The sequence below is a fragment of the Methylobacterium oryzihabitans genome (assembly GCF_004004555.2).
Taxonomy (GTDB): domain Bacteria; phylum Pseudomonadota; class Alphaproteobacteria; order Rhizobiales; family Beijerinckiaceae; genus Methylobacterium; species Methylobacterium oryzihabitans.
In genome coordinates, this window is sequence record NZ_SACP01000006.1 from 85,761 (window position 1) to 104,093 (window position 18,333).

The window sequence follows — 18,333 nt, forward strand, 5'->3', positions numbered from 1 at the left end:
CGCCGCTTGTAAGGGCGGTTCGCGCCGCTAGTGTGGCGGCGCGTACCGTCCCAGTTCCGCGGGCGGAGCGCCGGCACGGGCGACACTCCCGGGCAGCCCGGCCTCCGGCCCGCCTCCCGGAAGGCCGAGACATGCTGTCGAACCTCGCCACCCGCGACGTCGAGACCCTGATCCACCCCTACACCAACCTCGCGGCGTTCCGCGAGGCGGGCCCGCTGGTGCTGGAGCGCGGCCACGGCGTCTGGGTCTACGACACCGACGGGCGGCCCTACCTCGAGGGCATGGCCGGGCTGTGGTGCACCGCGCTCGGCTATTCCAACGACGAGCTGGTCGAGGCCGCCCGCGAGCAGATGGCGCGGCTGCCGTTCAGCCACATCTTCTCGGGCCGCAGCCACGACCCGGCGATCGAGCTCGCCGAGACGATCAAGGAGCTGGTGCCGGTCCCGGCCTCGAAGGTGTTCTTCACCTCGTCGGGCTCGGAGGCCAACGACACCCAGGTCAAGCTGGCGTGGTACTACAACAACGCCCTCGGCCGGCCGAAGAAGAAGAAGATCATCGGCCGGGTGAAGGGCTATCACGGCGTCACGGTGGCGTCGGCCTCGATGACCGGGCTCGCCGCCAACCACGCCGACTGGGACCTGCCGCTGCCGGGCTTCCTGCACGCCGCCTGCCCGCACCACTACCGCGGCGCGCATCCGGGCGAGAGCGAGGAGGAGTATTCCCGCCGGCTCGCCGACGAGCTCGACGCGATGATCGAGCGCGAGGGGCCCGACACGGTCGCGGCCTTCATCGCCGAGCCGGTGATGGGCGCGGGCGGCGCGATCGTCCCGCCCAAGGGCTACTTCGCGGCGATCCAGCCGGTGCTCGCCCGCCACGACGTGCGGCTGATCGCCGACGAGGTGATCTGCGGCTTCGGCCGGCTGGGCTCGTGGTTCGGCTCCGAGACCCTCGGCATCCAGGCCAACAGCCTGTCCTTCGCCAAGGCGCTCACCTCGGCCTACATGCCGCTCGGCGGCGTGACCGTGGACGAGCCGCTGTATCAGGCGATGCTCGACCAGAGCCGCAAGATCGGCACCTTCGGCCACGGCACCACCTACTCGGCGCACCCGGTGGCGAGCGCGGTCGCCCTCAAGACGATCGAGATCTACAAGCGCGACCGCATCATCGAGGGCGCGGCCGCCAAGGCGCCCCACTTCCTGCGCCGGCTGGAGGCCCTCGCCGACCACCCGATCGTCGGCGAGGCCCGCGGCCTCGGCCTGATCGGCGGCCTCGAGATCGTCGCCGACAAGGCGAGCAAGCGCCAGTACGAGCCGAAGGCCGGCGTCGCCGCCCGCTGCGTCGCCTTCGCGCAGGAGGAGGGACTGATCGTGCGCTTCCTCGCCGGCGACCGGGTCGCGGTCTGCCCGCCGCTGGTGATCCGCGAGGACGAGATCGACACCCTGTTCGACCGCCTCGGCACCGCCCTCGACCGCACCCAGGCCTGGATCCGCGAGCAGGGGCTGCAGGCCGCCTGAACGGGTCTTCATCAATCGGGCGGGCCGGCCGGGATTTCGCCTCCGGCCGGCCATCGCCGGGCCCAGGCCCGGTCACGATGGGGCGCTTCTCTCCGGTGTCGCGGCCGAACCGGGCCGCCGATCCGCGGCCGGATCCGGCCGCGCAGGAGAGGAACCGACCATGAGCGCCCATCGCCCGCGATACGCCGCCGGAGCCGAGACTGCCGTACCGGTGCGCGCTGCGCCGCAAGAGCGCGCCGCGCCGCAGGAGCGCAGCGCCCGCCGGATCGCCCTGCCGGCGCTCGCGGCCGCCCTGCGGGCGGGCCGGGGCGCGCCGGAGCGACGGCCCGGTCGCGGTTCATTCCGCTTGCACGAAGATTGCGTCATGGAGTGAGGCGGGGACGGCCGGTTCCGGCCGCCCCTCGTCGTCCCGGACCGGGACGCTCCCGCCTGAGATCCGTCGGCCCTGCCCGATGGCCGGACGCCGCCGACCCGAGGCCGTGACGATGCTGATCCTGCCGAGCCGCCGCCAGTTCCTCGCCGGCGCGGCCACGACCGCCGCCCTCGGCGTCTCGACGGCGGCCTACGCCTTCGGCATCGAGCCGGCGTGGCGGCTCGTCGTCACGTCCTACGCCCCGGCCCTGCCGAACTGGCCGGCGCCGCTGCGGCTGCGCATCGCCGTGCTGGCCGACGTCCACGTCGGCGAGCCCTACATGCCGGTCGGCCGGGTCGAGGAGATCGTCGCGGTCACCAACGCGCTGCGGCCCGATCTCGTGCTGCTGCTCGGCGACTATCCGAGCGGCAGCCCCTTCGTCACCCGCAACGTGCCGCTGGCCGCGTTCGCCCGCGCGGTCGCGGGCCTGCGGGCGCCGCTCGGCGTTCACGCGGTGCTCGGCAACCACGACTGGTGGGAGGACGAGGAGGCCCTGCGCCGCCTGCGCGGCCCGACCGCGTCCCGCCGCGCCCTCGAGGCCGCCGGCATCCCGGTGATGGAGAACGACGCCCTGCGCCTGACCAAGGACGGGCACGCCTTCTGGCTCGCCGGCCTCGCCGACCAGATCCCGTTCTTTCCGGTGCGCGTCTGGAAGGGCCTGCACGACGTGCCGGGGACGCTGGCGACGATCACCGACGACGCGCCGGTGATCCTGATGGCGCACGAGCCCGACATCTTCCCCAAGATCCCGGCCCGGGTGGCGCTCACCCTGTCGGGCCATACCCATGGCGGGCAGGTCCGGCTGTTCGGCTACTCGCCGGTGTCGAACTCGCGCTACGGCCAGCGCTACCTCTACGGCCACGTCGTCGAGGCCGGGCGCCACCTGATCGTCTCCGGCGGCCTCGGCCTCAGCCGGGTCCCGGTCCGCCTCGGCGTGCCGCCCGAGATCGTGCTGGTCGAACTCGGCGGCGGCACGGCCCAGTCCCAGACCGGCGCCCACAGCTGAGGCGCCGGCCGATCCGCCTCACAGCGGGATGTTGTCGTGCTTCTTCCAGGGCTGCTCGCTCTCCTTGGTGCGCAGCATCGCGAGCGCCCGGGCGATCCGGCGCCGGGTCGAGTGCGGCATGATCACCTCGTCGATGTAGCCGCGCTCGGCGGCCACGAACGGCGACATGAACCGCTCCTCGTACTCGCCGGTGCGCGCCGCGATCTTGTCCGGGTCGCCGAGATCCTGGCGGAAGATGATCTCGACCGCGCCCTTGGCGCCCATCACGGCGATCTGGGCGGTCGGCCAGGCGTAGTTCACGTCGCCGCCGACGTGCTTGGACGCCATCACGTCGTAGGCGCCCCCGAACGCCTTGCGGGTGATGACGGTGACGAGCGGCACCGTCGCCTGGCTGTAGGCGAACAGCAGCTTGGCGCCGTGCTTGATGAGCCCGCCGTATTCCTGCGCGGTGCCCGGCAGGAAGCCCGGCACGTCGACGAAGGTGACGATCGGAATCCCGAAGGCGTCGCAGAAGCGCACGAAGCGGGCGGCCTTGCGCGAGGCGTCGGCGTCGAGCACGCCGGCCAGCACCATCGGCTGGTTGGCGACGAAGCCGACCGTGCGGCCCTCGACCCGGCCGAAGCCCGTGATGATGTTGCGGGCATACGCCGCCTGGATCTCGAAAAAATCACCCTCGTCGACGACCCGCCGGATCAGCTCGCCCATGTCGTAGGGCTTGTTCGGGTTGTCGGGGATCAGGGTGTCGAGGCTCTTGTCGAGGCGGAGCGGGTCGTCGAGGCTCTCGAGTTCCGGCACGCCGTCGAGGTTGTTGGCCGGCAGGAAGTCCATCAGGCGCCGGATCTGCAGCAGCGCCTCGACGTCGTTCTCGTAGGAGCCGTCGGCGATCGACGACTTGGTGGTGTGGACCTTGGCGCCGCCGAGCTCCTCCGCCGTCACCACCTCGTTGGTGACGGTCTTGACCACGTCCGGGCCGGTCACGAACATGTAGCTCGTGTCGCGGACCATGAAGATGAAGTCGGTCATCGCCGGCGAGTAGACGTCGCCGCCGGCGCACGGCCCCATGATGACCGAGATCTGCGGGATCACGCCCGACGCGGTGACGTTGCGCTTGAACACCTCGCCGTAGCCGCCGAGCGCGGCGACGCCCTCCTGGATGCGGGCGCCGCCGGCATCGAACAGGCCGATGATCGGGGCGCGCATCTTCAGCGCCATGTCCTGGACCTTGATGATCTTCTGGGCGTGCGCCTCGGAGAGTGAGCCGCCGAAGACCGTGAAGTCCTTGGAGAAGACGAAGACGGTGCGGCCGTTGATGGTGCCCCAGCCGGTGATGACGCCGTCGCCGGGGATCTTCTGCGCCTCCATCCCGAAGTCGATCGAGCGGTGCTGCACGAACATGTCGAATTCCTCGAACGACCCGGTGTCGAGGAGGAGCTCGATGCGCTCGCGCGCGGTCAGCTTGCCGCGCTGGTGCTGGGCGGCGACGCGCTTCTCGCCGCCGCCGACGCGGGCCTGGGCGCGCCGCTGGTCCAGACGTTCGAGGATGTCCTTCATGCCTGTCGCCCCTGCTCCCTCGGCCGCCGGATCCCGTCCGCCGGCAAGGCTTGACCGTTTCGCTCGGGCGCGGGCTTACCACGCGGGACGCCGCGCGGAAAACCGTCCAGTCGTCGGAGGCGGGGCCTGCAGTCATACGATTTTCGATCGATCGCTCGGCGATCCCTGCGGGATCGTGGCGACTGCGTTGCAGTCGCTTTCGCGATGCGACAATCGGCTTCGCTCAGGTGTGTGGAGCCGAAGGCTCCACCGCGCGGGCTGGTGATCCGAGTGTCGGAACTGATCGTCCGAGAATCGTATCACTCCGTCCCGGGTGTCGAGGACAGGGCGTTGGCGGCCAGTTCGAGGCAGGTCACGAGGTCGACGTAGGAGGGCGCCCCGCCGATCCGGACCTCGGCGGCGCATTCGCGGCGCGACGCGGCCGGGTAGCGGCTCCAGCGGCGGCGCGCCTGCTCGCGGGCCGCGGTCTCGTCGCGCACGCAGCCGGCGACCGCCTCGGGGTCGGCGAGGCCCGAACTCGCCGCCTCCACGGCGTTGCAGGTCGCCTTGATGTCGATGCGCGGCACGGATTGGGCCCGCGATGGGAGGGCGGACACGGCCAGGACGATCCCGGCGGCGGCACAGGTCAGGACGGGTCTCATCACGGCTCGATCACCTTCTGGAAGCAGGTCGTGCGGGTGTCGCGGTAGCCGAGATGCTCGTAGAAACCTTTTACCGCAGTGTTGTCCTCGCGCACGAGGAGCTGGAGTTTCCACACCCCGCGAGCCCGCAGCCAGTCCTCGGCCCCCGCCATGATGGCGCCGCCGAGGCCGCTGCCCCGGTGTGCCGGATCGACCGCGACGTAGTAGGCCCAGCCGCGATGGCCGTCCTCCCCGACCATCGCGGTCGCGGCGACGCGGCCGTCGCGCTCGGCCACCAGCACCGTCGAGTGCGGATCGCGCCGGGCGAAGGCGAGGTCGCGGGCGGGGTCGTTCCACGGCCGGGCCACCCCGGCGGCGTGCCAAAGCGCGACCACAGCCTCGGCGTCGTCGTCGCGCATCGCCCGGATCGTGGTTCCGGTCATGGCGGCTCCTACAGCAGCGTGCCCTTGAGGATCACCAGCGCGACCGTGAAGTAGATCACCAGACCGGAGACGTCGACCAGGGTGGCGACGAACGGCGCCGAGGCGGTGGCGGGGTCGAAGCCGACCCGCTGGAGCACGAAGGGCAGCATCGAGCCGGCGAGCGAGCCGAACAGCACGATGCCGACGAGCGCCGTGCCGACCGTGACCGCGACCAGGAACCAGTGCTCGCCGTAATCGTACAGGCCGAGCGTCTGCCACAGCACGATGCGGGCGACGCCGATCGTGCCGAGGATCGCCCCGAGCGTCAGCCCGGCCGGAATCTCCCGCAGGGCGACCCGCCACCAGTCGCGCAGGCGGACCTGATGCAGCGCCAGCGCCCGGATCAGCAGCGAGGTCGCCTGCGAGCCGGAATTGCCGCCCGAGCTCATGATGAGCGGGATGAACAGGGTCAGGACGAGCGCCTTCTCCAGCTCGCCCTCGAAGCCCTGCATCGCGCTCGCGGTCAGCATCTCGGACAGGAACAGCACGCACAGCCAGCCGGCGCGCTTGCGGATCATCGTCCAGAAGCCGATCGCCATGTAGGGCTCGTCGAGGGCCTCCATGCCGCCGAAGCGCTGCACGTCCTCGGTCTGCTTCTGGATCATCGCGTCGATGACGTCGTCGACCGTGACGATGCCGACGACGTGGTTGGCCTCGTTCACCACCGGGATCGCCAGGAGGTCGTATTTCGAGATCAGCCGCGCCGCCTCGGTGCGGCCGGCATCGGCCGAGACCACCACCGGGCGGCGGTCCGGGGCGACGCTGAGGATGGTGTCCCCCGGCTCGCCGGTGATGAGCCGGCGAAGCGGCACCGCCTTGATCAGGGCCCCGGTCCGCGGGTCGAGCACGAAGATCGAGTACACCGTCTCGCGGGTGCGCTCGACCTGCCGGATGTGGTCGAGGGTCTGCCCCACGGTCCAGGTCGCCGGCACCGAGACGAACTCGGTGGTCATGATCGAGCCGACGCTCTCCTCCGGATAGGCGCTGAGGGTGTCGACGGCGCCGCGGGTCTCGGCGTCGAGGCGCGCGCGCAGGTCCGAGCGGCCGGGCTCCTCGATCTCGCGGAAGACGTCGGTCACCCGGTCGGCCGACATCGCCGACAGGTAGGCGGCGACCCGGTCGCGGGGCATCATCTCGATGATGTCGGCGGCGCAGTGCAGCTCGGGCTGGTCCAGCACTTCGACGCTGCGCTCGAACGGCAGGCTAGTGAGGATCGCGGCCGCGACCTCGGGCGCCTCGCCGTTGAGGGCCTCGACGATGTCGGGGGCGCTGTCCTCGGCCAGCCGCGCCGCGAGGGCGGCGGGCTCCACGGGGGCGTCGGGGCGGGTGTCGAGGATCGGGGCGTCGGTCATCGCGAAAAACCCTCCTGTCGACCGGCCGCCCCCGGCCGGCCGCGGCGCCCGCGGGGAGGCGCTCAGGCGAGGGCGGCCGGAGGCGGCACCGGAGATCGACGGCGACTGTCGCTCGGCATGAAACGGATGGGTCCGATGGGGCTTGCGGCGCGGCGGATCGGCCGCGGGCGCGCCGTCACTGCGCCGCGCTCCCGCATCCGTCAAGCGCAAAACCGCCGCCGCTTCCCGGCTCGCCGAGGGAAACATTCCTGGCGCAGGGGAAACCGCAGGCGCCCCGGAGACGTTGCGCAGGGCAACGGCGAGCCGCCCTCGGAAAGCAACCCCGGACTCGCCTGGAGACACCCGATGCTCACCCGTCTTGCTCCCGCCGCCGCGATCCTTCTCCTCGGCACCGGCCTCGGCCTCGCCCAGACGACGGCCCCGACGGCTCCGACCGCCCCCTCCGGCGCCCCGATGGCGACCCGCAGCGACGGCGACAAGGCCGAGTACGAGGCCGCCAAGACCGTGAAGTCGACCCTCGCCCAGGCGATCGCCACCGCCGAGAGCCAGGGCGAGAAGGGCCGCGCCATCGACGCCGACTTCGAGAAGCAGAAGGGCGACACCCCGACCCACTGGGCGATCAAGGTCGTCTATCCGGACGGCAAGCTGGTGGAATACGGCATCAACGCCGACACGGGCGCGCTGTTCAAGACCGAGAACCAGCCGATCGAGCGCTACTTCACCCGCCTCAAGGTCAGCGACTTCCAGAACGCCACGCTGTCGCTGAAGGACGCGATCGCGGTCGCCGAGCAGCATGCGGGCATGGGGGCGAAGGCCTACGAGGCCGAGGTCGAGCGCGAGGGCAACGCGGTCGAGTACGAGATCGACGTGGCGCTCGCCGACCGCTCGGTCGAGGTCAAGATCGGCCCCGACGGCAAGGTCAAGACGGACAAGTAACGCGATGGAGGGCGCCGGAGCCCTGCGGCCCCGGCGCCCTTCGGATCACAGGCGGTAGCGGATCTGGTCGGTCCAGAACCGCTCCAGCCGGGTCAGCGACTGGTTGAGCCGGCCGAAATCGTCCTCCGAGATGCCGCCGATCGGCTGGATCGTGCGCGAGTGCTTGTCGTAGAGCGTGCGGACGATCTCGTGGACCTCGCGGCCCTTCTCGGTCAGGCTGATCCGCACCGAGCGGCGGTCGGTCTTCGAACGGGCGTGGTGCAGGTAGCCCGCCTCGACCAGCTTCTTGACGTTGTAGGACACGTTGGAGCCGAGATAGTAGCCGCGGGTGCGCAGCTCGCTCGCCGTCAGTTCGTTGTCGCCGATGTTGTAGAGCAGCAGAGCCTGGACCGAGTTGACGTCCTCGCGGCCGCGGCGCTCGAACTCGTCCTTGATGACGTCGAGCAGCCGGCGGTGCAGGCGCTCGACGAGGTGGAGAGCTTCGAGGTATTGCGGGCGGACGGCGCTGTCGGTCTCAGGAGCGGCAGCCTTGTCGGCCACTTTCTTCGCCTGGGTCTTCATGGCTTCGCCTCGTGGTCATTTGGTGAAGGGGATGTCACTCCGCTTCGTCTATGGATCCACGCTACGGACAGCCTGTGAATGCCGGTTTAAGCGATAGGATGAATTGTCGATTTACCTGTGTCGGTAAATTGAAGATAAATTGCCTCAAATGCCAGCCTGTACGGTGCCGCCTCAGCGTATTTCGCGGCCGGCGAACCAAGACAGCACGAAGTAGACCATGATGACGCTGAGGTCGAAGGCGAGGTTCGGCACGCTCATCGGAAGCAGAAGCGGCGCCAGCATCGCCAGCACGAAGGCCGAGGTGGCGGCGAGCAGCCAGACCACGCCGCCCCAGGCCGAGGCGAGCCACAATCCGACCGCGGCCAGCAGATCGATGACGCCGAAGTAGATGATGACCGCCTGCCGGCCGATCGGGGCGGAGTCGAACGGGGCGGCGTCGGGCCGGGCGCCGAGGATCTCGGCCCAGGCGCTCAGCCCCTTGATCATCCAGGCGATCGCGACCGCGCGCATGAACCAGACCAGGATCACGTCCCAGCGGGTCCGCGGCACGCCCTGGCCGCCGGTGACGATCCGGTCCTCGCGCTCGTCCGCGACCGGGCGGCGCCCCGTCCCGCCCCTCACCTTCGCCAGCCCGGCCATGCTCAGGCGAAGTCCGGCTCAGGGTCGGGCAGGGGGGCGAAATGCGCCTGCACGGCGTCCGGCGTCACCGCCCCGATGCGGTCGGGCCGCCAGCGCGGCCGGCCGTCCTTGTCGATCAGCACCGCGCGCACGCCCTCGAAGAAGTCGTGGCCCTGCATGATCCGGGTGACGATGCGGTACTCGGTCAGCATCGCCTCCGGGAAGGACAGGGCGGCGCCCCGGCGCATCTGTTCGAGGGAGACCGCGAGGCTCGTCGGCGAGCGGGTGCGGATCGTCGCCGCCGCCGCGCGGGCGAAGTCGGAGCCGGCGGCGTCGAGGCGGTCGAGGATCTCGGCGACCGAGGCGCCGGAGAAGCAGGCGGCGATGAGGTCGCGCTCGGCGAAGACCGGGCCCGGGGCCGGCGCCTCGGCCGGGGCGTGGCGGGCGAGGACCGCCGCGACCGGCTCGCCCGCCGCAAGATCCGCCACGATGGCGTCGAAGCGCTCGGCCGGGGCGGCGTGGGTGGCGAGCCCGAAGGCGAGGCCGTCGCCCTGCCCGACCCGCTCGCCGGTCAGCGCGAGGTAGGTGCCGACATGGCCGGGCAGGCGCGGCAGCGCGTAGGTGGCGCCGACGTCGGGGAAGAAGCCGATCCCAACCTCCGGCATCGCGAAGGCGTAGCGCTCGCCGGCGACCCGGTAGGGCCCGTGCAGCGAGACGCCGACGCCGCCGCCCATCACGATGCCGTCGATGAGCGCGACGTAGGGCTTCGGGTAGCGGTGGATCAGCGCGTCGAGGGCGTATTCCTCGCGCCAGAACGCGTCGACGCCCTCCCAGCGGCCGGCGCGGCCGTCGTCGTGGATGCGCCGGATGTCGCCGCCGGCGCAGAAGGCCCGGCCGCCGGCGCCGCGCACCGCCACCCGGGTCACGGCCGGGTCGCCGGCCCAGGCGTCGAGCGCGGCGCGCATCCGCCGCACCATCCCGAGAGTCAGGGCGTTGAGCGCCTTGGGACGGTTCAGGGTGATGAGCCCGGCCTCGCCGCGCCGCTCGCACAGAACCTCGTCGTCGGCCGCGTCCATCCTGCCCTCCCGTGCCGAACGGCGGTTAACCATCCGGGGCGGGGCGCGTCAACGCGGATGCCCGTCCGGGCGCATGCCCGCCCCGTCCCGGGCGGGTTCTGGGCCGGGACGGCCTGTGCTAGATCGAAGTCGGAACAGTGAAAGAACCCGCCTGTCGGCGGGCCCGGGAGGTTCGAGGTCGACCATGAGCCCGACGTCGCAGATCCACGCCGTGCCGCGGCCGCTCGCCCGCGAGGCCGCCCGTCAGGAGACCGGCCCGGCGCTGGCCCTGACCCAGCGCCCGCGGCGCAACCGCAAGGCCGAGTGGTCGCGCCGCCTCGTGCGCGAGACGACCCTCACGGTCGACGACCTGATCTGGCCGATGTTCCTGATCGAGGGCGAGAACCGGCGCGAGCCGGTCGCCTCGATGCCCGGCGTCGAGCGCCTCAGCGTCGACGAGGCGGTGCGCGAGGCCGAGCGCGCCGCCGCCCTGCGCATCCCGGCGATCTCGTTCTTCCCCTACGTCGACCCGTCGCTGCGCGATGCGACCGGCTCGGAGGCGCTCAACCGCAACAACCTCGTGTGCCGGGCGGTGCGGGCGGTGAAGGCGGCGTTCCCGCAGATCGGCGTCATCACCGACGTCGCCCTCGACCCCTATACCAGCCACGGCCATGACGGCCTCCTCGACGACGGCGTGATCGTCAACGACGAGACCGTGGCGCTCCTCGTCGAGCAGAGCCTGATCCAGGCCGAGGCCGGCACCGACGTCATCGCCCCGTCCGACATGATGGACGGGCGGGTCGGGGCGATCCGCACCGGGCTCGACCGCGCCGGCTTCGCCGACGTGCAGATCATGACCTACGCGGCGAAGTACGCCAGCGCCTTCTACGGCCCGTTCCGCGACGCGATCGGCACCAGCGTCACGCTGGTCGGCGACAAGCGCACCTACCAGATGGACCCGGGCAACACCGACGAGGCCCTGCGCGAGGTCGCCCTCGACCTCGACGAGGGCGCCGACTCGGTGATGGTCAAGCCCGGCATGCCCTATCTCGACGTGATCCGCCGGGTGAAGGACAGCTTCGCGGTGCCGACCTTCGCCTACCAGGTCTCGGGCGAGTACGCGATGATCGCGGCGGCGGCGCAGAACGGCTGGCTCGACGGCGAGCGGGCGATGGTCGAGAGCCTCATGGCGTTCAAGCGCGCCGGCGCCGACGGGGTGTTCACCTACTTCGCCCCGCGGGTCGCCGAGCGGCTGCGCCGCGAGTGAGGATCGCCGTCCCGGCGCTCCTCGTCCTGCTCGGCGCCTGCTCGGGCTCGCCCGATGCCGAGCAGGCCCGCACCTGCCGGCGCGTCCTGCCGACCCTGGTGCCGCCGGGCGCCGCGATCCGGGTGCTGCGGACCGGCCCCGGCCCGGCACCGCGCAGCGTCCGCGTCGACTTCGCCCAGGAGCGCGCCGGGCGCGGCCCGGCGACGCGCTGGGCGATCTGCGCCTTCTCCGAGCGCTCCCGCACCGATCTGGCCGGCGTGACGAGCGACCACGGCCCGGTCGGCGGCGCCTCGCTCTACCTGCTCAAGCACTACTATCTCGACACCCCGGACGCCGCCCTCGCCGAGCCGGGGGCCGGGTAGGGGCGGGCCGGTTCCCGCCCCCGGGGGCTCACGCCGCCCGGATGTCGCCCAGGAAGGCGTCGACCTCGGTCTTGACCCGCTGCGACTGCGTCGACAGCTCGGCCGCCGCCGCCAGCACCTGGGAGGCGGCGCCGCCGGTCTCGTCGGCGGAGGACTGCACCCGGGCGACGTTGAGCGAGACCTCGCGGGTGCCCCGCGCCGCCTCGCCGGCGTTGCGGGAGATCTCCGTCGTGGCGGCGGTCTGCTCGACGACGGTGGACGCGATGATGCTGCTGATCTCGCTCATCGTGGCGATGGTGCCGCCGATCTGGCGGATCGCCGCCGTCGCGGTCTCGGTGGCGGTCTGGATCGCCGCGATCTGCCCGCCGATCTCGTCGGTCGCCTTCGCGGTCTGGCTCGCCAGTTCCTTGACCTCGGCGGCGACGACCGCGAAACCGCGGCCCGCCTCGCCGGCCCGCGCCGCCTCGATCGTGGCGTTGAGCGCCAGCAGGTTGGTCTGGCTCGCGATCGCCGAGATCGTGGTCACCGCCGCGCCGATCTGGCCCGCGGCGGCGCCGAGCTCCGCCATCGCGGCGTTGGTGGCGTCGGCCTCCCGCGACGCGTGGCTCGCGACCTCGCGGGAATGGACGACCTGCCGCTCGATCTCCTGGAGCGACGACACCATCTCCTCGGCCGCGGCGGCGACTGTCTGGACGTTGGCCGAGGCCTGCTCGGCGGCGACGCTCGACGCGGCCGCCTGACCGTTGGTGGTCCCGGCGACGTCGGTCATCGCGCGCGCGGTGGCGTCGAGCTCGGTGGCGGCCGAGGTGACGATCTCGAGCGAGCCGGTGACCGCCCCCTGGAAGTCCCGCACCAGCCGTTCGATCCGCTCGGTCCGCTCCTGCCGGGCGGCGGCCTGGGCGGCCTGGGCCGCCTCGAGCTCGGCCCGGGCGACGGCGTTGCGCCGGAACACCTCCACCGCCTCGGCCATCCGGCCCATCTCGTCGACGGCGTCCCGGGACGGGATCGTCAGGGCGGTCTCGCCGGCGGCCAGCCGGGTCATCGCCCCGGTCATGCCGGAGATCGGCCGGATGATGCTGCGGGCGATCAGGACGGCCAGCGCGGCGCCGACCGCCAGGATCAGCCCGAGCAGTCCGATCTGGACGGTCCGGGCGGTCGCCATGGTGGCCTCGCTCTGCGCCGTGACCGCCTGCAGCGTCGCCGCGAGCTTCGCCCGGACGGCCTGCCCGTTGGCCTCGATCGCCTGCGCCCCGGTCTTGAGGACCGTCTCGTTGAACTCCTCGCTCTCGACGATCGCCGCCGAGGCGGCCTTGAAGTGCAGGCTGAGGCGCTGCAGGGCGCCCTCGACCGCGGTCAGGGCGGCCTTCTGCCCGGGGGTGAGATCGAAGGGCTTCAGCTTGTCGAGGGCGGCCTCGGCGTTCGCGAAGTTCGCCGCCGACAGCGCGCGCCCCTTCGGATCCTTCGTCGCGAGGAAGCGCCAGTTGACGACCCGCACGAGGAGCACGGTCCGCTCGACCTCGGCGGCGGCCGCCGCCTCGGCCGCGTTGCCGCCGGCCCGCAACTGGGCGACGAGGTCGGCGCTGGCCTTGGTCACCTCGTCGCCGGTGGTGTAGACGCCGGCCCGGTTCTCGCGGATCCGGTCGCCGAGCGCGATCAGCTTCGGGATCTCCGCCGCGAGGGCGGCGGCCTGATTGCGCAGCGCGACGTAGAGCGTGCGCCGCTCGTCGCTCAGCGCGCGGGCGGCGAGCCCCTGCGCCAGATCGTCGATCGAGGCCAGGGCGGCCTTCATGCCGGCGGCGTTCTCCGGCGCCAGGTTGGCGCGGTACTCGGCGCTCTGGGCGATGAAGCGGTCGGTCAGGCCGTTGACGGTGTAGAGCTCGCGCGACGCCTGCTCGATCTGCGTCTGGACCCGATACGTCTCGTTCAGGATGGTGAGCTGCCGGTACGAGAATCCGCCCATGCAGCCCGCCAGAACCACGAGAGCCGCGAAGCCGCCGTAGAGTCGTGACCGAATTCCGCTTTTCATGAACTGCCACCCGCTCGCTCTGACATCTAGGTCACAGCATGCGGTTGGCGCCATAATGGGCAGTTAATGGCGCTCGAATAGCCACAACATCGAAGTGCAATTTAAAGTTGTCGCAGGGTTGCGCCGGGCCGCGCGAGGAGGCGGGGCCGGCTCAGCCTGCCCGGTCGCCGTCCTGGAGCGCGCGCACCACCAGGGCCGAGGCCGAGGTGCGGTTCTCGACCCCGAGCTTGGCGTAGATCTGCTCGAGGTGCTTGGTCACGGTGCGCGGGCTGAGCGAGAGGATCTCGGCGATGTCGCGGCTCGCCTTGCCGCGCGACACCCACAGCAGCACCTCGGCCTCGCGCCCGGTCAGGCCGAGCGCCCGGCGCAGGCGCTCGATCTCGCCGCCGCCGTCGAGGGCGAGGCGCAGCAGGATCTCGTCGCGGCCGACCTGCCCGATCCGGCTGAGCTGCACGCCGCGGCCGTCCGGTCCCGGCAGGGTGACGGCGGCGGTGCCGGTCCGCAGCCAGGCGAGGGCCGCCGGCGGCAGGGCCGGCTCGCCGGGGGTCGGGGGCGCGAGGTCGCGCAGGAGGTCGCGCAGGAGCTTGGCCGCCTGCGGCGTGCACCAGCGCACCGCGCCTGTGGCGTCGACGGCGAACAGGTAGCGCCCGGCGCTGTCGAGGGCGAGGCGCGCGCTCTGCGCCGCCCGGGCGTTGGCGAGGTGGACGCGGATGCGCGCCAGGATCTCGCCCGGAGCGATCGGCTTGGTGACGTAGTCGACCCCGCCGGCCTCCAGCCCGCGCACGATGTGCTCGGTCTCGGTGAGCCCGGTCATGAAGATCACCGGGACGTGGGCCAGGGCCGGCATCGCCTTGAGGCGCCGGCAGGTCTCGAACCCGTCGAGGCCCGGCATCACCGCGTCGAGCAGGATGATGTCGGGGGTGATCTCCCCGACGAGGGCGAGCGCCGCCTCGCCGGCCACCGCCACCAGCACGGTCGCGCCGGTGGCCTCGATCGCCGCGGTGAGGAAGCTCAGCGCCTCGGGCGAGTCGTCGACGACCAGCACCACGTCGCGGCCGGGTCCCGCCTCAGCCATCGGCCCGCATCCCCTCCAGCATCGCCATGTAGCGCGGCAGGTCGTAGGCCCGCACCAGCCCGCGCAGCTCGGCGACGAACGGCTCGGGCGACTCCTCCTCGATCTCGGCGAGCTTGGCCTCGATGCCGCGGACGTGGCCGATCCGCCCGAGCCGGATCAGCTCGGCGACCTGCTCGGGGCGCGCCCGCGCCGGGCCGGGGCGGGCCGGCGGCGCCTCCGGGCCGGTCCAGTCGAGCCCGAGCAGGCCCTGGATGCACGACAGCAGGTCGCGCAGGTCGAAGGGCTTCGGGATCATCGCGTCGTGGGGCGCGTCCTCGCCGCGCTGCGGGCTGATCTCGTGCACGTTGGCCGACATCATCGCGATGCGGGCCGGGCCGTGGCCGGTGGCCCTGAGCGCACGGGCCAGCTCCCAGCCGGTCATGCCCGGCATCGCGATGTCGAGGAGGAACAGGTCGGGCCGGCAGTCGCCGGCGAGGGCGAGGCAGGACGGGCCGTCGGCGGCGGTCATCAGGGTGAAGCCGAGCGGCGCCAGGATCTCGCGCATCAGCTCGCGATGGGCCGGGTCGTCGTCCACGACGAAGATCGTGCGCCGGCGCCCGGCATAGCCGTGGATCGGCGCCAGCGCCGGCGCCGCCCGGTCGGGCCGCTCGATCGAGGCCAGCATGATCCGCAGGCGGAAGGTGCTGCCGCGGCCGACCTCGCTCGTCACGGTGATCTCGCCGCCCATCACCTGGGCCAGCAGATGCGCGATGGTGAGCCCGAGCCCGGTGCCCGGCACCGCCGAGGCCGCCGGCAGGGTGCCGCGCACGAACGGCTCGAAGATCCGGCCGAGATCGGCCTGCGGGATGCCCGAGCCGGTGTCCGTGACGGTGAACTCGGCGATCTGGCTGCGGTAGCCGAGCGCCAGCGCGACCTCGCCGCGGGCCGTGAACTTGATGCCGTTGGAGATCAGGTTGAGCAGGATCTGGCGCAGGCGCTTCTCGTCGGTCGCCACCAGGGCCGGCAGCGAGGCCGGGCGGGTGAAGCGGAAGGCGAGCCCCGCCGCCTCGGCCTGGGGCCGGCACATGTCGACGATCTGGTCGAGGAAGTCGGGCAGCCGCACCTCGTTGCGGTGGAGCTGGAGCCGGCCGGCCTCCATCCGCGAGATGTCGAGCAGGCCGTCGATGAGGCCCGACAGGTGCTCGGCGCTGCGGCGGATCACCCGGATGCCCGACTGCCGGGCCGGCGGCACCAGGGGATCGGCCTCGAGGAGCTGGGCGTAGCCGAGCACGGCGTTGAGCGGCGTGCGCAGCTCGTGGCTGATGCCGACGACGTAGCGGCTCTTGGCGAGGTTGGCCGCCTCCGCCGCCTCCTTGGCGCGCTGGAGCTTGGCATCGGTGACCCGGTGGGCGGCGATCTCGGCCCGGTGCAGGGCGGTCTGGCGGGCGGTCTCCTCCTGGGCGACGCGGCGGCTCTCCTGGGCCAGCACGTAGAGCCACGCCACGACCCCGAAGATCAGCGCCATGACGAGGAACACCGCCCACAGGGCGTGGGCGAGGGCGGCGGCGTGCTCGGGCGCCCGGTGCGCGCCCTCGGCGTAGACGAGGCCGAGGATCAGGCCGGCGGCGCCGCACAGGGTCAGCATCACCCCGGCGTAGCGGCCGAGCCGCGAGTCGATCGCGGCGGCGGCGCGGCGGGGCAGCACCCGCTCCCCCGCCTGCCGCAACTGGGCGCCGAAGCGGGCGTGCGGCTTGCACAGGTCGCCGCAGCGGGCGTCGAGGGAGCAGCACAGCGAGCAGATCGGTGCCGCGTAGGCCGGGCAATAGGCCATGTCCTCGGCCTCGAAGCCGTGCTCGCACACCCGGCAGGCGATCTCGCCGCCGCCCTGCCAGTGCCGCCGCGGCCGGCGGGCGAGATAGTAGCGGCCCCCCGTCGCCCAGGCGATCAGGGGAGCCGCCGCGAAGGCGGTGCCGAGCGCCACGAAGGCCGAGAACGCCTGCGGCAGCGGCCCGAACAGGCCGGCATGGGCGAGGCAGCCGAGCAGCGAGGCCAGCGCCATCGCGCCGATGCCGACCGGGTTGATGTCGTAGAGATGCGCCCGCTTGAACTCGATGCCCGGCGGCGACAGGCCGAGCGGCTTGTTGACCGCGAGATCGGCCACCAGCGCCCCGACCCAGGCCGCCGCGACGAGCGCGTAGAGGCCGAGCGTCCGCTCCAGGGTGCGGTAGATGCCGAGCTCCATCAGCATCAGCGCGATGGTGACGTTGAACAAGAGCCACACCACCCGGCCGGGATGGCTGTGGGTCAGCCGCGAGAAGAAGTTCGACCACGCGATCGAGCCGGCATAGGCGTTGGTGACGTTGATCTTGAGCTGCGACAGCACCACGAACAGGCCGGTGAGCACCACCACCGCGCCGGGATGGGCCGTGACGTGGCCGAACGCGACCGCGTACATTTGGGTCGGCTCGCTCGCCCGCTCCGGCGGCACGCCGTGGCCGAGCGCCAGCACCGCCAGGAACGAGCCGAGCAGGATCTTGAGAAGGCCCGGCACGATCCAGCCGGCGCCGGCGCCGAGCACCGCCGCCCACCAGCGCGCGGGTCCGGTCTCCCGCTCCGGCGGCACGAAGCGCAGGATGTCGACCTGCTCGCCGATCTGGGCGATCAGCGCGAACAGCACCCCGCAGGCGGTCCCGAACAGCAGCGGGTCGAAGCCGGCGCCGCGCTCCCCCGCGAGCCCGTGATGCGAGATCCAGTCGGCGAGCGGGGCGTCGGCCTTGGCGGCGATGAAGGCCAGCGGCAGCAGGTTCAGCGCCAGCCAGACCGGCTGGGTGACGACCTGGAACCGGCTGATGAGGGCGAAGCCGAAGGTGACGAGCGGGATCACCGCCAGCGCGCTGACGAGGTAGCCGAGCGCCAGCGGCAGGCCGAAGCACAGCTCCAGCGCCAGCGCCATGATCGCCGCCTCGATGGCGAAGAACAGGAAGGTGAAGCCGGCATAGATCAGCGACGTGATGGTCGAGCCGATGTAGCCGAAGCCGGCGCCGCGGGTGAGCAGGTCGACGTCGAGGCCGTGGCGGGCGGCGTAGACCGCGATCGGCACCCCGGTGGCGAAGATGACGAGCCCGACGGTGAGCACCGCCAGGAGGGTGTTGGTGAACCCGCTCGACAGGATCAGCGTGCCGCCGATCGCCTCGAGCGCCAGGAACGCCACCGAGCCGAGCGCGGTGAGCGCCACCCGCGCGGCCGACCAGCGCCGCGCCCGCTTGGCGGTGAAGCGCAGCGCGAAGTCCTCCAGCGTCTCGTTCGCGACCCAGCGGTTGTAGTCGCGGCGGACCGGGATGATGCGCTGGCGTGCGTGCATCGGCGACGGGACCGCTCCTCGTTGTGCGGCGCAGCAAGGCGCCGGCCGGGTCCATGCACGAATCCTCATGCACGAACCCTGCCGCCGCGGCCGGTCGCCCGCCGCCTACCCTGCGATCGAAGCCCGATCCTGCGGGAGGCGCCACCCCGGCGGTAT

Annotated in this window: 15 protein-coding genes; 5 read left to right on the forward strand and 10 right to left on the reverse strand. The window is 72.3% G+C overall.

What is annotated here, in order from left to right:
• The first annotated feature begins 131 nt into the window (after nt 1–131).
• Together EOE48_RS08235 and EOE48_RS08240 are read left to right on the forward strand one after the other, a co-directional pair.
• Entirely contained in the window at nt 132–1,514 is a 1,383-nt protein-coding gene (locus EOE48_RS08235) for an aminotransferase (protein ID WP_127728314.1), read from the forward strand.
• Nucleotides 1,515–1,999: 485 nt separating this feature from the next.
• Nucleotides 2,000–2,932 (forward strand): metallophosphoesterase, encoded by a 933-nt coding sequence (locus EOE48_RS08240; protein ID WP_127728441.1) that lies wholly within the window; start codon nt 2,000–2,002, stop codon nt 2,930–2,932.
• A gap of 18 nt (nt 2,933–2,950) precedes the next feature.
• On the opposite strand, the gene EOE48_RS08245 is transcribed toward EOE48_RS08240, so the two are convergent.
• The 4 genes from EOE48_RS08245 to mgtE form a co-directional block, all read right to left on the reverse strand.
• Nucleotides 2,951–4,483 (reverse strand): acyl-CoA carboxylase subunit beta, encoded by a 1,533-nt coding sequence (locus tag EOE48_RS08245; RefSeq protein WP_127728315.1) that lies wholly within the window; start codon nt 4,481–4,483, stop codon nt 2,951–2,953.
• A gap of 299 nt (nt 4,484–4,782) precedes the next feature.
• A complete protein-coding gene (locus tag EOE48_RS08250) occupies nt 4,783–5,079 on the reverse strand; it encodes a hypothetical protein (RefSeq protein WP_127728316.1) in 297 nt (98 codons plus the stop codon).
• Nucleotides 5,080–5,123: 44 nt separating this feature from the next.
• Nucleotides 5,124–5,546: a GNAT family acetyltransferase gene (locus tag EOE48_RS08255; protein WP_127728317.1), complete on the reverse strand. Its 423-nt coding sequence runs from the start codon at nt 5,544–5,546 to the stop codon at nt 5,124–5,126.
• 8 nt (nt 5,547–5,554) lie between these two features.
• Nucleotides 5,555–6,937 (reverse strand): magnesium transporter, encoded by a 1,383-nt coding sequence (gene mgtE / locus EOE48_RS08260; RefSeq protein ID WP_127728318.1) that lies wholly within the window; start codon nt 6,935–6,937, stop codon nt 5,555–5,557.
• A gap of 345 nt (nt 6,938–7,282) precedes the next feature.
• Here mgtE and EOE48_RS08265 point away from each other — a divergent pair, with 345 nt between their 5' ends.
• Nucleotides 7,283–7,873, forward strand: a complete 591-nt coding sequence (locus tag EOE48_RS08265; RefSeq protein WP_127728319.1) for a PepSY domain-containing protein — start codon at nt 7,283–7,285, stop codon at nt 7,871–7,873.
• 45 nt (nt 7,874–7,918) lie between these two features.
• Here the strand turns inward: EOE48_RS08265 and ldtR are convergent, their stop codons facing one another.
• From ldtR to EOE48_RS08280, 3 genes are all read right to left on the reverse strand, one after another.
• On the reverse strand, nt 7,919–8,434 hold the full coding sequence (gene ldtR, locus EOE48_RS08270) for a transcriptional regulator LdtR (protein WP_127728320.1): 516 nt from the start codon (nt 8,432–8,434) through the stop codon (nt 7,919–7,921).
• Nucleotides 8,435–8,605: 171 nt separating this feature from the next.
• Entirely contained in the window at nt 8,606–9,073 is a 468-nt protein-coding gene (locus tag EOE48_RS08275) for a DUF6163 family protein (protein WP_127728321.1), read from the reverse strand.
• A 2-nt stretch (nt 9,074–9,075) separates the two neighbouring features.
• Complete coding sequence (locus EOE48_RS08280; protein WP_127728322.1) at nt 9,076–10,128, reverse strand: enoyl-CoA hydratase/isomerase family protein; 1,053 nt, start codon at nt 10,126–10,128, stop codon at nt 9,076–9,078.
• 184 nt (nt 10,129–10,312) lie between these two features.
• Here EOE48_RS08280 and hemB point away from each other — a divergent pair, with 184 nt between their 5' ends.
• Nucleotides 10,313–11,374: a porphobilinogen synthase gene (gene hemB, locus EOE48_RS08285; protein ID WP_127728323.1), complete on the forward strand. Its 1,062-nt coding sequence runs from the start codon at nt 10,313–10,315 to the stop codon at nt 11,372–11,374.
• On the forward strand, nt 11,371–11,736 hold the full coding sequence (locus tag EOE48_RS08290; protein WP_127728324.1) for a hypothetical protein: 366 nt from the start codon (nt 11,371–11,373) through the stop codon (nt 11,734–11,736). The genes hemB and EOE48_RS08290 overlap by 4 nt, the downstream gene beginning before the upstream one ends.
• A gap of 28 nt (nt 11,737–11,764) precedes the next feature.
• Here the strand turns inward: EOE48_RS08290 and EOE48_RS08295 are convergent, their stop codons facing one another.
• From EOE48_RS08295 to EOE48_RS08305, 3 genes are all read right to left on the reverse strand, one after another.
• Nucleotides 11,765–13,762 (reverse strand): methyl-accepting chemotaxis protein, encoded by a 1,998-nt coding sequence (locus tag EOE48_RS08295; protein WP_127728325.1) that lies wholly within the window; start codon nt 13,760–13,762, stop codon nt 11,765–11,767.
• A gap of 151 nt (nt 13,763–13,913) precedes the next feature.
• The gene (locus EOE48_RS08300) at nt 13,914–14,837 is read right to left on the reverse strand and encodes a response regulator transcription factor (protein WP_127728326.1); all 924 of its coding nucleotides are present in this window, start codon (nt 14,835–14,837) and stop codon (nt 13,914–13,916) included.
• Nucleotides 14,830–18,177: a hybrid sensor histidine kinase/response regulator gene (locus tag EOE48_RS08305; protein WP_127728327.1), complete on the reverse strand. Its 3,348-nt coding sequence runs from the start codon at nt 18,175–18,177 to the stop codon at nt 14,830–14,832. Before EOE48_RS08305 ends, EOE48_RS08300 begins: the two co-directional genes overlap by 8 nt.
• Between the last annotated feature and the right edge of the window lie 156 nt (nt 18,178–18,333).

What these genes read in the sequence shown, in the direction of transcription:
- EOE48_RS08235 (WP_127728314.1), top strand. Translation starts at nt 132, where the DNA reads ATGCTGTCGAACCTCGCCACCCGCGACGTCGAGACCCTGATCCACCCC.
- EOE48_RS08240 (WP_127728441.1), top strand. Translation starts at nt 2,000, where the DNA reads ATGCTGATCCTGCCGAGCCGCCGCCAGTTCCTCGCCGGCGCGGCCACG.
- EOE48_RS08245 (WP_127728315.1), bottom strand. Translation starts at nt 4,483, where the DNA reads ATGAAGGACATCCTCGAACGTCTGGACCAGCGGCGCGCCCAGGCCCGC.
- EOE48_RS08255 (WP_127728317.1), bottom strand. Translation starts at nt 5,546, where the DNA reads ATGACCGGAACCACGATCCGGGCGATGCGCGACGACGACGCCGAGGCT.
- mgtE (WP_127728318.1), bottom strand. Translation starts at nt 6,937, where the DNA reads ATGACCGACGCCCCGATCCTCGACACCCGCCCCGACGCCCCCGTGGAG.
- EOE48_RS08265 (WP_127728319.1), top strand. Translation starts at nt 7,283, where the DNA reads ATGCTCACCCGTCTTGCTCCCGCCGCCGCGATCCTTCTCCTCGGCACC.
- ldtR (WP_127728320.1), bottom strand. Translation starts at nt 8,434, where the DNA reads ATGAAGACCCAGGCGAAGAAAGTGGCCGACAAGGCTGCCGCTCCTGAG.
- EOE48_RS08275 (WP_127728321.1), bottom strand. Translation starts at nt 9,073, where the DNA reads ATGGCCGGGCTGGCGAAGGTGAGGGGCGGGACGGGGCGCCGCCCGGTC.
- EOE48_RS08280 (WP_127728322.1), bottom strand. Translation starts at nt 10,128, where the DNA reads ATGGACGCGGCCGACGACGAGGTTCTGTGCGAGCGGCGCGGCGAGGCC.
- hemB (WP_127728323.1), top strand. Translation starts at nt 10,313, where the DNA reads ATGAGCCCGACGTCGCAGATCCACGCCGTGCCGCGGCCGCTCGCCCGC.
- EOE48_RS08295 (WP_127728325.1), bottom strand. Translation starts at nt 13,762, where the DNA reads ATGAAAAGCGGAATTCGGTCACGACTCTACGGCGGCTTCGCGGCTCTC.
- EOE48_RS08300 (WP_127728326.1), bottom strand. Translation starts at nt 14,837, where the DNA reads ATGGCTGAGGCGGGACCCGGCCGCGACGTGGTGCTGGTCGTCGACGAC.
- EOE48_RS08305 (WP_127728327.1), bottom strand. Translation starts at nt 18,177, where the DNA reads ATGCACGCACGCCAGCGCATCATCCCGGTCCGCCGCGACTACAACCGC.